The organism is Paucilactobacillus oligofermentans DSM 15707 = LMG 22743 (assembly GCF_001434315.1).
Lineage (GTDB): Bacteria > Bacillota > Bacilli > Lactobacillales > Lactobacillaceae > Paucilactobacillus > Paucilactobacillus oligofermentans.
The window spans coordinates 466,100-480,814 of record NZ_AZFE01000031.1; the positions used below are offsets into that span (position 1 = coordinate 466,100).

Annotated in this window: 10 protein-coding genes; 2 read left to right on the forward strand and 8 right to left on the reverse strand. The window is 37.3% G+C overall.

What is annotated here, in order from left to right; translation table 11 throughout:
* Positions 1-374: 374 nt before the first annotated feature.
* From FC70_RS05850 to FC70_RS05885, 8 genes are all read right to left on the reverse strand, one after another.
* Complete coding sequence (locus tag FC70_RS05850; protein ID WP_057890061.1) at positions 375-2,279, reverse strand: WxL domain-containing protein; 1,905 nt, start codon at positions 2,277-2,279, stop codon at positions 375-377.
* 320 nt (positions 2,280-2,599) lie between these two features.
* Positions 2,600-4,513 carry an autotransporter outer membrane beta-barrel domain-containing protein gene (locus FC70_RS05855; RefSeq protein ID WP_057890062.1) on the reverse strand — a complete coding sequence of 638 codons (1,914 nt, stop codon included), beginning with the start codon at positions 4,511-4,513 and terminating at the stop codon, positions 2,600-2,602.
* 518 nt (positions 4,514-5,031) lie between these two features.
* On the reverse strand, positions 5,032-6,897 hold the full coding sequence (locus FC70_RS05860) for a WxL domain-containing protein (protein ID WP_057890063.1): 1,866 nt from the start codon (positions 6,895-6,897) through the stop codon (positions 5,032-5,034).
* Positions 6,894-7,343 (reverse strand): LPXTG cell wall anchor domain-containing protein, encoded by a 450-nt coding sequence (locus FC70_RS05865; RefSeq protein WP_057890064.1) that lies wholly within the window; start codon positions 7,341-7,343, stop codon positions 6,894-6,896. Before FC70_RS05865 ends, FC70_RS05860 begins: the two co-directional genes overlap by 4 nt.
* On the reverse strand, positions 7,333-8,376 hold the full coding sequence (locus FC70_RS05870; RefSeq protein WP_057890065.1) for a WxLIP family cell surface protein: 1,044 nt from the start codon (positions 8,374-8,376) through the stop codon (positions 7,333-7,335). The genes FC70_RS05865 and FC70_RS05870 overlap by 11 nt, the downstream gene beginning before the upstream one ends.
* A gap of 81 nt (positions 8,377-8,457) precedes the next feature.
* Positions 8,458-9,123 (reverse strand): WxL domain-containing protein, encoded by a 666-nt coding sequence (locus FC70_RS05875; protein ID WP_083478655.1) that lies wholly within the window; start codon positions 9,121-9,123, stop codon positions 8,458-8,460.
* Positions 9,124-9,180: 57 nt separating this feature from the next.
* Positions 9,181-10,563: a flavocytochrome c gene (locus tag FC70_RS05880; protein WP_057890067.1), complete on the reverse strand. Its 1,383-nt coding sequence runs from the start codon at positions 10,561-10,563 to the stop codon at positions 9,181-9,183.
* Between the two features lie 145 nt (positions 10,564-10,708).
* On the reverse strand, positions 10,709-11,890 hold the full coding sequence (locus FC70_RS05885; protein ID WP_057890068.1) for an MFS transporter: 1,182 nt from the start codon (positions 11,888-11,890) through the stop codon (positions 10,709-10,711).
* A gap of 246 nt (positions 11,891-12,136) precedes the next feature.
* On the opposite strand from FC70_RS05885, the gene FC70_RS05890 reads away from it, so the two are divergent.
* On the forward strand, positions 12,137-13,039 hold the full coding sequence (locus FC70_RS05890; protein ID WP_057890069.1) for a helix-turn-helix domain-containing protein: 903 nt from the start codon (positions 12,137-12,139) through the stop codon (positions 13,037-13,039).
* 186 nt (positions 13,040-13,225) lie between these two features.
* Positions 13,226-14,689 (forward strand): MFS transporter, encoded by a 1,464-nt coding sequence (locus FC70_RS05895; RefSeq protein ID WP_057890070.1) that lies wholly within the window; start codon positions 13,226-13,228, stop codon positions 14,687-14,689.
* The last annotated feature ends 26 nt before the right edge of the window (positions 14,690-14,715 follow it).

The window sequence follows — 14,715 nt, forward strand, 5'->3', positions numbered from 1 at the left end:
ACATATTTTTATCTATCATTCATTCAATAATTAATCACATAATAAGTTATATCCAGTTAAATTATACTATGATGCTATTTTTTTAAGCAAACTAACTGCCTACACTATATTCCATTATAAAAACTACTACTAAAAATTTTTAAGCCCTCATGTAATATAAATTATACAGGTAAAGCTCTTAAAGCTAAACAATATAAGTGTTTACTTACTAAGAATAGGTAAAACCGTGAGTATAATAGTATATTAAATTCACTTAGGTATCCGCAATACTTATTTTAAATTATTAATTAACGATATTTTATCTAATATTATTTTAAGCATAAAACCCGATTAATTAGAAAAATCTAATTAATCGGGTTTTATTAAACCATTTTTTATTTAGCGGCTGTTGCGTTTGGCGTACCAGCAGTTAAATTCCAAGTAATTGTACTACTAAAATTATCCCCATTATTCAACTCCACGTTAGGATTAGCATTTAAAAGCAATTGGCCGGTTGTTTCCCACGAGCCTGCATCACCTTGTTTAGAACTTAATACTTCAGTAGAAACATCATTATCAGTAAGAATTGCCGATACATCATCCATCAAATTATTCATCTGTAACATTGTATTAGTATCTAAGCCTGTAGAGTTACCGTTCTCAAACTTGGTCATTTTAGCAGTTAATGTCCAATCATTACTATCAACACGTGTGTCACTAACCGTTAAAGTTGATTTTGCTTCTGGTTTTGTTTGACTAGCGACAATCGTACCATTATAAATATTCGAAGCTGATACATCACCAAAATTAAATGATGGAACTTCCTCGAGACTGAGCTTTCCAGTAGCACCAGTTACAGTTAAACCGGCTGCGTTAGAATCAATTTCAATATTCGTAACCTTTTTACTTTCGTCAGTTACTGTAGCAGTTAACTTTTCACGTACTACATAGTCCGTTCCACTCGTTGTGGCTGTTGCGGCACCATTTACCCAGCTACTATTTTTACTAAAGGTTAGAACATTTGAGGTATTTGACAACTCTGTAGCACTAGAAACATTTCCAGATATATTGGTTACACCATCAGCAGCCGCGGGAATATTCTTAAATGAACTGTCTTTACCAGTACCATCCGTACTATATTGCCATTGATAATTCCAGGTAACATTCGTACCCGAAGCCGGATTAACTGAAGCTTCTAAATCTTTCAAACCAGCTGCATCTAGCGACCACGTTCCGCCTTCATCAGCAGCCATTTTCTTAGCTACCAAACCACCGACATAGGTTGTTTTCGTATCATTAGCAGTTCCACTTGCACCAGTGGCGTTATCTATGTTAGCAGCTATTAAAATTGGTGTTCCCGGATCAGTTGTACTTGTATTAATCGTTGTTGGTTGCTTATCATTATCTACGGTAAAGTTTGAATTTCGTCCAGTTTGTTGATCCCAAGTTATTTCATTCCAATCTCCAGAAGGTGAACTACCAGTCCAAGAAATTTTACCAGTAGCATCGACCGGATCTGTAACTGCATTACCTTCATATGCAGCATTAGCAAAAATAACGTTTGGTACAGTTATTGAAATTGACTTTGCTTGTACAGCTGCAGGAACAACAACTACTTTAACTAACTTCGATATTTTACTATCTTTATTCCCTAAAGCACCACGAAACGCACCATCAATTTGGTAATAGTACGTTCCAACTGACAACAATGGTTTATAAGATATTTTCGGATTACCCGTTAGTAAAAAGCTTGCCGTTTGAGTTTTAATAACCGTTTTATCCCATTTACCCGTACTATCATTCCACTTCCACTGCGTTGGTGTATAGTCTAAATACGATCCCAAAACTGGAAAAAAGAAAAAAGCTGCTTTAAAGCCTAAATCAACCGTAGCATTCCCTGATGAATCAGCCACAACGTATTGTTCTGATTGAGGTTGAACTTGAAAGCCAGTAATAATTGGAATGATGAAATACGATGCAGTCCAATCAGCTTCTTGTACTCCATCATCTGCAGTTGGTGCAGCTGGATCAGTTTGAGGTGCCACTACACTTTTGGCGTTTGCTGATTTATCAGAAGATGAACTAGCGGCACTTGAACTAGCGGCACTTGAACTAGCGGCACTTGAACTAGCGGCACTTTGGCTGCTACTGGTTTCACTACTATCAAAAGAAGAACTTTGACTACTAATAGAACTAGTTTCATTAGTATCTACCGCAGATACTGACGATGTAATAATCATCGCACCACTAAAAGTCACTAACATTAGTAAACTCAAATAAATTATTCGTTTAATCTGCATTCAATTAATCCCCCATATTTTGGTAGTACTTGTAAAAATGAATTTAACAATCGCTCCCAAAGCTAAATCATTAATTTTATTAAATAAAAATAGTTAAGCCTGTTACGTATTTTGAATTATACAGATTAATTCACTTTAATCAAACATTTGAATTGTATGCCATACGCTTTATTCATTTACTTATTTTGAATAAGTGATACACGATATAGTTATGTAACTATAAACTAAAATTAATCCGCAATAATTTTTCCCAAACAAAAAGCTTTGGTTAGGAATAATCCCTAACCAAAGCTTTTAAAATTATTAACCTAAAAACATATCTACTTCAACGCAGTCGCAGTTGGCGTCGTTGAAGTTAAATTCCAAGTAATTGTACTACTAAAATGGTCATCATTAGTTAACTGCATTTTATGATCAGCAATTAGATAAAGTGCACCACTAACTGCTTTATTCAAAGTACCACCAGTAGCAGAAGACGTCGAAGTAACTGATTTATCAGTATCCGTTACTTGTAATCCAGTATCACCTATACTTGTATCTGATATCGTAATATTATTAGCAAGTTTGTTACCAGCATCATCGGTCATTCTCGTCATTTTTGTTGATAGTGACCAATTTTTATTAGCAGCTACTCTTGTATCAGTAACCGTTAAGTTAGACTTGTCAGATGATTTAGTTCCACTTACTCCATTATAAATATCTGTTGCAGTTATATTGGAGAAGTTGAAATCAGGGACACTATCTAAACTTAAACTACCAACTACCGGATTCACTGTTAAACTAGCAGCGTTAGAATCTATTTCAATAGTTGTAACCTTTCCAGTATCTTGATCGGTAGCATTAGCAGTCAGCACTTCCCTTAATACATAGTCAGTCCCTTTAACCGTTGCAGATGCGGCATTAGTAACAAACCCACTAGTTTTGCTAAAAGCTAAAGTATTAGCTGAACTAGCCAAATCACTAGCATGAGAAGTTGTTCCTTTAAAATTAGAAACTCCATCATCACTAGAAGTTATATCTTTAAAACTTCCGGATTTACCACCAGTTGTACTATATTGCCACTGATAGCTCCAAGAAACATTATCCCCACCATCAGGATTAAGTGAAGTTTCTAAACCATTCAATCCTGAAGAATCCAGTGACCAAGTTCCACCTTCATCAGCATCCATCACTTTCGCTGCCAGCCCACCAATAAATGAATTAGCAGTCCCAGCATGTTGGGCTCCAGTTGCATTACCAGAATTATCCAAATCAGTAATTGTTGACGTGAAAGCTATAGGAAGACCTGGGTTAGTAGTACTTCTATTAACATCCGTTGATTGTTTATCATTATCTACAGTAAAGTTCGAACTACGTCCAGTTTGTTGATCCCAAGTAACACCACTTAAATCACTAGTCCAGTTAATCACTCCAGTTGCATTAACTGGAGTCGTTGTGGCAGTTCCATCATAAGAAGCCCCTGCAAAGAGTACATCAGGTACAACTGGAGTAATTGCAGTAGCCTTAATCGGAGCATCAACTATATCAATCTTCGATATTTTTGATATCTTATTATCAGGACCGATCCAGCCAGGAAATGATCCAGTATATTGAACATAATATTTTCCAATCGGTAAAGTTCTTGTATTATCAAAATGAGCACTACCAAGCAAATAAAATGAGTTTGATTTAGTATAATTTTTAAGCGTTCTTTGCCAATGGGCAGAACCCGTGGCACTAGATTCAGCCGGAATCCATGTCCATAGAGTTTCAGTTACTGTGACCTTCGCCCAACTAAGCGGATTTAAAGATCCCACAAAAGCAGCTTTGAATCCCAAATCAGCAACTCCAGTATGATCTGATTGATTCGCAACTACATACTGTTCAGATTGTGGTTGCGTTTGAAATCCTGTAATAATCGGAACACCTATACCACCTATACCGAAGAACGAACCATTCCAATCAGCCTTTTCAACTCCATCCCCTTCTATCGTGGGAGCTGGCGGCTCAGTATCATCTTGAGTAGCAACTACACTTTTTGCAGTTTCTTGACTAGCAGCCAAACTATCAGCATTAGCACTTGAGCTAGATGATGATGGAACACTACTAGTTAACGAAGAACTACCTGTAGATGAGCTTTGACTACTACTTGAACTAGTATCAGTTCCCGCTGCCAGCACTGTCATTGGTGCAGCAAAACTACTTAAAGTTAATAAGGTCGCTAATCCTAAATAAACTACCCGTTTAATTTTCATCCCATTAATCCCCCATAGCTTTCAATAAAACTTTTATACAGCAATTCTAATGATGACCAAACTCATTAAAATCACAGCTCCCATTAATTAACACCACTACTATATACCTTAATTATACCTACATTTTTGCTACAATAACACACGATAATTGTCTGCCCTACACTCAAAATATTTACATATTGAAGTAAAAATACCAGATTTTTTGTATAAAAAAGGATATAACCTCCTATGATACAATCTGAGCGTCTAAACCAAACCGAAAAGAAAAAATACAAAGGCAAAAAACATATTAAAATTGTCAGTGAGGAGCCTTACGTATAAGCATATAATCAATGAAATATAGCTATTACAGCTTTAAAGAAGAATAAAAATAGTATCTTTAACCGCTGTAAATTTTAATTTTCAAATTGAGAAATTAATAGAAAATAAAAAGAACACCCAAAGGATGTTCCTAATATTAGAATTCATCAATACTATTGACGAAGATAAATTAAATACTAAACTTATTTTTCATCTACTTATGCTGGATCAATCGGTGGTGTTCCTCCACTTAAATCCCAAGTAATGGTACTACTATACTTTTCATTATCCATTATCTGTAATTTATGGTTAGATGACATTTGTAATTTACCATTAACTTTCGAACTATAAGATCCACCACCATAACTATTACTAACAGCATTCATGACACCATTATCGACTAATACAAGTCCTACTCCAATATCAGCTCCAGTATCAGATATTTTTACATTATTTTCAAGTTGATTACCTTGATCACTAGTAAATCTCGACATTTTTGCTGATAGGCTCCAAGTTTTACCACCTGAAGTATCAGTTACCGCTAACTGTGACTCTTTGGCAGCTAATTTATCATTAGTTCCATTATAGATATCAGTAGCTGTAATATCACCAAAATCAAAACTAGGAACTTCATCAAGACTTAACCTTGGTAAAACAGGAGTTGATTGTAATTCTGCTTTATTCGAGACAACACTTATTGGTTGAGTTGTTCCATCATCATCCACAAGATTGGTAGTAAAGGTTACTTGAGCACGATAACTTTTGCTAGCAGCGGTTGCAATAGCAGCATTCTTCATAAATGAACTATCTTTTGTAAAAGTTAGCGGTGCAGCAGAATTTAAGTTCGTAATGTTATCAACATCACCTTCAACATTAGTTACCCCATCAGCGGTTCCAGGAGTAGCAATTGCTTTACCACTACTATCAGTGAACTTCCAAGTATAATGCCATTTAGTATTTGCTTGTGAGGCTGTCTGTAAATCAGATAATCCGCCTACCAACCATGTACCACCGGCATCAGACTCAGCATTATAAGCTGGCAATCCACCTACATATAGTTTCTTTGCCTTTTGCGCTAAAGTTCCGACAGCAATTTTATAGTTTGCCAAAATCCCAGGTGCCTTAGGATCCGTATTAACTTTACCAGTATAATAACTATCTGGTATATACTTACTAGTTAATTGGTTTGTATGCCCATCCCCTGCCATAATTTTAGTAGATCTTGTATCAGAAGGAGAAAACGTTAACTTATCATTGCTACTACCAACTAACCACTCAGTATCATCCGTTGAATTATTAGGCGTTAAAATTGCATTAGCTTCATAATCAACATCTGAGTATATAACTTTTGGCGTTCCGTCACTATTATCTGTATCCGTATCAGCTGATGTTGCAGGAATTGGTTCAGGCGTAACAACAACTTTTGATAGATTAGAAAAGAATTCATGCTTAGTAAAAAGCACATTATAAGAATAATGATATTGGTAATAGTAAGTTCCTACAGTAAGGTCAGACAGCTTATAGTTATTAGTAGTTAAGAAGCCCAAAATTTCTGAAAATAAAAATCCTTCTGCTTTAACACTTTTTGCAGCATCCCTAACCCACTTTTTATTCGTTTCATCCCAATGCCAACGATAAATATCAACATCATATTTTTGAGCTGGAAAATTTAAAGGAGTTAAAATTTTAACACCAGAAATTTTTGCCTTAGCAATATTTTGAATCGCAATATATTGATCTGGTAGTTTAGAATTAAATCCCTTTCTCAAAACAGTTAAAATAAAGCTCCAGCCACTTTTAGATGCAGCGGTTGCATCGGATGGCGTTCCTACAGGATCAGTAGAATCTTGCAAAGCTACTTTTGTTATTTTAGTATCTTGACTAGCAGACGAACTATCAACACTAGCACTTGAGCTAGATGAAGATGGCACACTACTCGTTGATGAAGAACTGCTAGTAGACGAAGATTGGCTACTGCTTGAACTTGTATCAGTTCCAGCTGCCAAGACTGTCATTGGTGCAGAAAGACTACTTAAAGCCAATAAGGTCGCCAATCCTAAATAGATTGCTTTCCTTGTTTTCATGCGACCCCTTCTCTCTTATTTTGAGAGCGTCGATACAAGAAAATCAGCATGAATAACAAACCAATTCCAATTATACTAACAGTTAATCCTTGTACTGCACCCGTTTGTGGTAATAGACCTTTATTACTTTGACCATTACCGTAATGTATTACTTGTCCATTATTTGGAATGTTTGGTTGAGCAGTGGTTCCACCGTTACCATTATTGGTGTTTCCATTGCCATTAGTATCACCGCCGTTATTGTTACCACCGGTATTACCATCGCCACCATCACCAGGCAAGCCTGGGTTTCCTCCATCATAATCGACCGTAAAGCTAATTGTACTTTGATTAGTACTATCAATTGTCTCAGCATTCACTGTTTGCGAGAAGGTCATTACCATTCCCACAATCAGCCCCAATAATGCTAAGTACAATTTATTGCGATGCAATAAATTATGCTTCATGATCTCCTGCACTCCTTTTTTTGCCTATAAAATAGGCCAATAAAGCAATTCCCAAAATAACTAATACTGCGACTGGTCCCCAAATCCACCAGTTGATTGACTTATCAGGGTTAATCAGCGACTTATTAACATTTTGGCGTGTTGCTTGGTCAACAGTGAAGTTGTGTTTCAAATTAAACGTCTTTTCACCAGATTTCATCTTTACATAGTATGTGTATTTTCCAGCTGGTAAAAGCTTGTTATTAGTATCAATTGCGTATTCAAACGTTGAACGAGGTGCCATAGCCAACTTCGTAGCACTCTTTTGATAAAGCTTCTTCGTTTGACCTTGCTTAGTAATCCAAGCATGCATCTTGATTTGACCAAACATCGTTGGCGAACTATTTTCAATACGTCCAACTACTTGCGGTGCACCAGTACCAGACTTCATTTTCGCCATCGTTAATGATAGTTTAGGCTTAACCTTCTGGTCAAAATTTTGTGCCAAAATAACTGGCATCGTCATCGCAAATTGATTGTTAATACCTACGCCACTTTTCTGAGTCGTTTCAGAAGATGCTCGTTTAACATAAACACTTCCTAAAATCGTCCCTTTAAAGCCCTCCTTTGGAACTTTAACATTAAATGTAATGTCCTTAGAAGCACCTGGTTCAAGGGTAAAGGTTTGTTTACGATCCGACTTAGTAGCAGCAAGGTCAGGTAATAGCGGCGCCTTACTCTTAGTCATCAATTGGTTGTTTGGTGTATAGTCAATCGAACCACTATTCGTCGTTGAGGCGGCTACCAGTTTCGCCGTAAAGGTATGTTCTGTTTTTGTACTTAAGTTTTGAACGTTAACCGTCAATGGATACGTTTGGTCATCGTCAGCTTTGATAGAAAAATACCCTACACTACCATCAGTCTGTCCTGCACCAAATTGTGGAGTAATTGTAAATTCTGCCCCTTCAGCGTGGACTTTCGGCATAAAGCTTCCAATTCCAACCAATAGACCTAAGATCCCTAACATGACAACTAATTTTCTCTTTTTAGCCAACTTTGTAGCCTCCTATAAAATAAGGGCGGACAAATCGCTTTGTCTGCCCTTTTTAAAACTTATTTGTTTATATTGTAATTATTAAGGTGTAACTACTGGTGCAGTTGGGCCATCTGAAGATAAAGTCCAAGTGATATCAGCAGAATATGCAGCCTTGTCAGCCAAAGCTGCATCTGCATTAGCACCTAATGTAAGTGTCGAAGCAGCTGGAGCCATCGTGAAGACGTTAACACCATGCAATGTACCAATGCCCTCAGCAACAATTGTACCAGCGCCCTCATCAGTAATAGTTGCACCAGCAAAGTTTGCACCAATAGGACTAGTCGTTGCACCTAATGTTAAGGCTGCACCTGACAATGTTGATGAACCAGCAGCAAATGGACTCATTGAAGCAGTCAATTGCCAATTATCAGAACCAGTACGAGTATCACTAACTTTGATATCACCAGCAGTTGTAGCGGCTTTATCATTAAAACCAGAATAAATATCTGATGCCTTAACTTCACCATAGTTAAATGAAGGTACTGCTTGCAATACTAACTTACCATTTGGATCAGTGGGATCAGTAGGATCAGTTTTTGTGCTAACAGTAAAGTCAGCTGTTGATGTACCGTCCAATCCTGTTAAGTCAGCAGCTGAGGCTTGTCCTGCTGATACTAACATTGTACCTGATAAGGCAGCTAAAAGTAGTGCTGAAGTAAATGTTGCTTTCATAATAATCCCCGCCAGGCGTTTGATTTCAATCATTCACACAGTATTGGTTTTATTTATTTACAAAAATTGAAAAATAGTGATTAATCACGCTTAAACAAGATATTTATACGCTTGTTTACCAGCTTGACGGCCAAAAATAACGGTTTCGGCAATCGAGTTACCGCCAATTCGATTATGGCCATGTAGTCCACCGGCAATTTCGCCAGCCGCAAATAATCCTTTGATGACTTGTCCCGTTGTATCGAGGACTTGTGTTTTATCGTTAATTGTCACCCCGCCCATCGTGTAATGAACCGCTGGGGCAATATGAACAGCATAATATGGCGCATGATTTAATTCATGATGCATCCCCGTTGTCCGCTGATACTTACTATCACCATGACTATTAACCGCTACATTCCATTCGGTCATCGTCCATGCTAGTTTATCGGCAGGAATTTCCATATTTTCTGCCAACCCAGCAATCGTGTCCCCGTGGATGACGAGTCCAATACTATCATAGAATTTCATCGCCATGACTCGATCGTAAACGGCTTGGTCTAAGACCAAAAAGGCACTTTTCTCTGGTAGTTCCTCGATTGCGGCAGTTACCTTATCTCGCGTTGCCAATTCATTCGTAAAGCGTTCACCCTGGTTATTCACCAAGATGGCCCCTTCACCACGAACGGCTTCACCAATTAAATACGCGTGATCAGTATCTTGCTGCACGGTTGGGTGGACCTGGACTTGATCCATATCGGTCAACATAGCGCCCGCCTGTTTCGCCAACTGAATTCCATCACCAGTTGCCCCTTCTTGATTAGTTGTCCGATAGTCGGCGAGGTCTGGTCGTACTTCACTAATCATTTTGGCATTAGCGCCAAAGCCACCAGTTGCAAGCACAACCACTGACGTATTAATTTGCATTGAATTGCCCGAGATAGTTACGTTAACTCCCGTGATTTTACCATCACGCATTATTTCGGTGACTTGTGCATCCACTACGACTGGAATTTTTGCTTTTTCAATTTGTTTTAGTAATTCCGTGACTAAGTAGCCACCCACTGGTGCACCATCATGTGGTCGATGAGTCCGTGCCTTGGTCATGCCACCCATCAAAGTTAAATCATTTAACACAATATTATGTTGCGTTAACCAATTAATTGCGAGCGCACTATGTGTTACAAAATACTTTAATAAACTCTCATTATTCGCCCGGCCACCACCAATGTAAGTTTCATCATAAAACGCCTGCATATCATCAATCACTTTATGTTCAACTTGCACTTCAGTTTCAGCCGCATTCATTCCGGATGAGGCCCGCATTGTATTACCACCAAGTCGTGGCATTTTTTCCAGGATTAATGGTTTCAATCCCAATTCAGCTGCTTGCAGGGCACTCGTTAAGCCTGCTCCCCCCGAACCAATCACGATCAAGTCATAGTTATCTTGTAATTTTGAAGCATCAGTTGGTTTAAATGTATATTTTGCCAATTTTATTCCCTGCTTTCATCAATTTTTTAGCTTACTCTCTGTTGTAGTTCGTGGCAGCGCTTATTTCTTGCCTTTACTCTATCACTGATTACTCAAATTATTAAGCGATATCCTCTCATTGATTGCTAATAAAAAGAGCCTCAAATTAATGAGACTCTCTGACTGGATTTCGTTTCAAAATTTTGTTTAAGACCACTAATAAAACAAAGGTTAACAAGGCATAGCCAAAGGCAATAAAACTGATATTTTGCAAACCAATGATCCCTAATAATGCCGCAGCGGTTGCTGAACCCAACGAAATTCCAAAGTTAAAGAAAATCGAGCTTAACGACGAAGCCAGCACTAATGATTGAGGGTAATCTTTTTCCGCAACTCCTAAAAAATGAACTTGCATCGGTGCACCTAATAATGACGTCACCACACCGACTACCAACAACACAATTAGCCCGGTACTTTTTAGGTTCAGCGCAAATGGCATTATCAATAGTAGAAACATTTCAAAAATAAAAATTTGGGGCATCTTCGTGATTCCACTTTTATCCGCAATTCGACCTGATAATTGGTTTCCGATAATACTCGTAATTCCCAAGGCAAATAGCAGAATATTTAACATGCCTAAACTAAAACCAAGTGTGTCAGTAAGGATTGGTCGAATATAAGTGTAGTAACCATAAATTGCGGCCGCTGAACCCAGGATCGCAAACACACCTACGTAAATTCTTGAATCCTTTAATAAAGTTAACTGACCTAATAAAGTACTCTTCACCTGTTTTGTATCCCGTGGCAAGATAAAGATGAGGGCAATAAAAGTCATGATGGCTACGACTGATACTAACCAAAACGCATTTCGCCAGCCATAATTTGTACTAATCGTCGTTCCAATTGGAATTCCGATAATTGAAGCAATACTAAAGCCAGAATACAGCCATGAAATTAATCCAGCCCGTTTGTTCATTGGTGCAATTGTCGTTGCAAACGTCATAATTAATGAAATGATTGAACCGGCAACCATCGCCGTCATTACTCGTGAAACAATCAAAATTGCATAATTAGAAGCCAATGCTCCTAAAGTATTCCCAATAATAAAAACGACCATCAATGTTAGCAACACTTTAAACCGATTGTATTGACTGGTAAAAATAGTAATAAATGGCGTGCTAACTGCGTATACCAGTGCAAATGCCGTCACCAAATAACCAACAATCGCAATCGACATATCAAACGACTTGGCGATATCGGAAATCACCCCGACGACCATAAATTCATTACATCCCAACATAAAAGCCGTTAGTACAAAGACGACGACTTGTAACCTATATTTTGTCACGATTAACCTTCTCCTTTTATACGTCAAACATTGTGAAAATTACACATTGTTCATGATTTAACCAATTTTGAGCAAAAAAACAACTAGACTGCTATAATGAAAACGGATACAGTTTAGTTACTACCGAAATAATTTATCAACTTAGTTTTCTCTCTTCATATTACTACGATACAGCATTTTAACGGCAAATCAACCATTTGTTTTAAACCTTTTCCGCTACTGTTTTTTTACAATTGAGGTGTAATTATGGAAAAATTTGTATCAATTCCAGCCATTGAATCCAGCTTACATATTTTCGGTGGCCATATGCGAACCGTTCCTGGCGGTTGGTCTTTTTTTGAGCAAAAACACCAAGCATTTGAATTAATGTGTATGGTCGAAGGACATCAAACTACTACCATTGGTAACACTGAGATTACTTATGGACCCGGTGATGCGCTCTTTATCTCGCCAGGAACGTTACACACTAACTACAATACGAGTAAATCAGAAAAAATGACGTATATCTGCTTTCACTTTAATATTGAAAGTCTACAATTAAAATCAGAAATCATTAGCATTATCGCTAACGACGTCGTACATGCGAATAATGAAATCGCACAAATTGCAATTAAAGCGGCGAAAGCAATCATTGTTATCAGTGATTCAAATGACATTTCACTCGTCGAAAAAAAACTTTTAATCCAAATTGAATTTCTCAAATTTCTCCATAGCTTATTGCTGATACTACCTAAATATAAAAATCAAAGCCATGCCAAATATAGTGAACGTGAAGCCCAAGTAGCACGATCAATTGCAATGTCGATTGAAACTGCCATCGAAAACACTAACCCAGAAGGGCTCAACTTTGGATTAATTTGTAAATCACATAATATCAGTTCTGGGTATGGCCATCGAGTCTTTAAAAAGGTCTATGGAATCACACCGTTACACTTTATTGAAGAGCAAAAATATCGCAAAGCTAAATTATTATTAGGTACACCTGAATATTCAATTGAGCAAATTTCCTACATGATTGGTGCCCCTGACCAATCTAGTTTTAGTAAACAATTCAAAAAATGGTCTGGATTAACACCTAGTAAATATCAACAACAAATTAATCACAAACGTAAGGTAAGTTCCCTAAAAGAGAGTGGTTATTTCGAATAATTTTATTAAAAACCGATTTCTACATGAAATCGGTTTTTGGTTATAATTTGACAAATTCCTGTTATCAAATACTCTATTTTATATCCTGAAAGCGGATACAATTAAGAAGTACTGTTTTGTTGGTTCAATATACCAACTAATTGTTATCTATTTCACATTTTTCATATTCAGAAAGGAGTAACTATTATGGCCTCAAATCCTCAAAGTTCATCCACAAATGAATTTGCCAAGCTATCTTGGCGTGAGCGAATTAGTTACGGAGCCGGAGATCTGGCTCAAAATTTAATTTTCGGTACGATTGGTTCCATGCTTTTATTCTATCTAACAACTGTCTACGGTATTTCAGCCGCAGCTGGTGCAACAATTTTCCTTGTTGTTCGTTGGATTAATGTCTTCTGGGATCCATGGGTTGGTGCAGTAATTGATAAGCACGAATTCAAAAGTGGTAAATATCGTCCATACCTTGTGTACGCCGGTATTCCATTAACTATTTTCTCAGCAATGCTTTTCTTACCAATTGATGCAGTTCGCGGAAATATCATGTATGCATTTATCGCATACCTTGTAACTGCCTTAACTTATTCACTTGTTAATATTCCTTATGGTGCATTAAACGCATCATTAACTCGTGATAATGATGAAGTTTCAACCTTAACTACAGTTCGTATGACTGAGGCAAACATTGGTAACTTACTTGTTTACACCTTTTTGCCATTATTCGTTCAATTAGCATCACCAGACAAACAATCTAAAGACATTGGTCTATTCGGACTTCACATGAATTTAGGTGACTATACTTCTCCTAAGGCTGGTACAGCATACTTTACTGTCATGGCCATTTACATGGTAATTGGATTTATTATGTTGATGTGTACTTACGGCGGAATTAAAGAACGTGTGCTTCCTACTAAGGCAGAATCTGATAACGTTAAATATTCTGATTTATTCGCTGAATTAAAACGAAATCGTCCACTCTTAGTATTAGGACTCTTCTTCCTAATCGGATTCACATTCATGTTCTTCGGAAATACTGTATGGCCATTCTACATGCAATATACAGTCGGTCATTCAGAATGGATTTCATCAATTAACTTGATTGGATCAATTCCGGGTATTTTCTTAGTTTTCTTATGGCCAATCGTGCGTAAACGTATTGGTAAGAAACAATTCTTCTATATTTTCTTAACACTCTTTATTATTGGGACATTGATTCTTTATGCATGGTCATTACCAGCCTTTAGAGACAGTGTTGCACTTGGTTATATCGGTCGTTTCTTACAACAATGGGGAATTACCGCTGCTACTGGTTACATGTGGTCATTGGTACCTGAAGTTGTTTCTTATGGTGAATACAAATCTAAGAAACGAGTTGCCGGAATTATTAACGCCTTAATGGGACTCTTCTTCAAGATTGGTCTTGCATTAGGTGGTATCATTCCTGGATACATCAATGCCTTCACTCACTTTGATGGTACTGCTAAAACACAAAGTGCCTCAGCCTTGATGGGTATCGAAATTTCAATGATTTGGGTTCCAGTTGTCCTTGCAGTCGTTGCAATGTTCATTATGAGTAAGTACCCACTAAGCGACAATGATGTTAAAAAGATCAATATTGAAATTGACGAACGTAAAAAAGAAGGTCAATTGTAAAATAACTAATCGGAAAGGAAATTTAC

Bases quoted from the DNA above. Each gene is read 5' to 3' on its own strand.
- FC70_RS05860 (WP_057890063.1), bottom strand. From the start codon at position 6,897: ATGAAAACAAGGAAAGCAATCTATTTAGGATTGGCGACCTTATTGGCT.
- FC70_RS05865 (WP_057890064.1), bottom strand. From the start codon at position 7,343: ATGAAGCATAATTTATTGCATCGCAATAAATTGTACTTAGCATTATTG.
- FC70_RS05890 (WP_057890069.1), top strand. From the start codon at position 12,137: ATGGAAAAATTTGTATCAATTCCAGCCATTGAATCCAGCTTACATATT.
- FC70_RS05895 (WP_057890070.1), top strand. From the start codon at position 13,226: ATGGCCTCAAATCCTCAAAGTTCATCCACAAATGAATTTGCCAAGCTA.
- FC70_RS05875 (WP_083478655.1), bottom strand. From the start codon at position 9,123: ATGATTGAAATCAAACGCCTGGCGGGGATTATTATGAAAGCAACATTT.
- FC70_RS05855 (WP_057890062.1), bottom strand. From the start codon at position 4,513: ATGAAAATTAAACGGGTAGTTTATTTAGGATTAGCGACCTTATTAACT.
- FC70_RS05850 (WP_057890061.1), bottom strand. From the start codon at position 2,279: ATGCAGATTAAACGAATAATTTATTTGAGTTTACTAATGTTAGTGACT.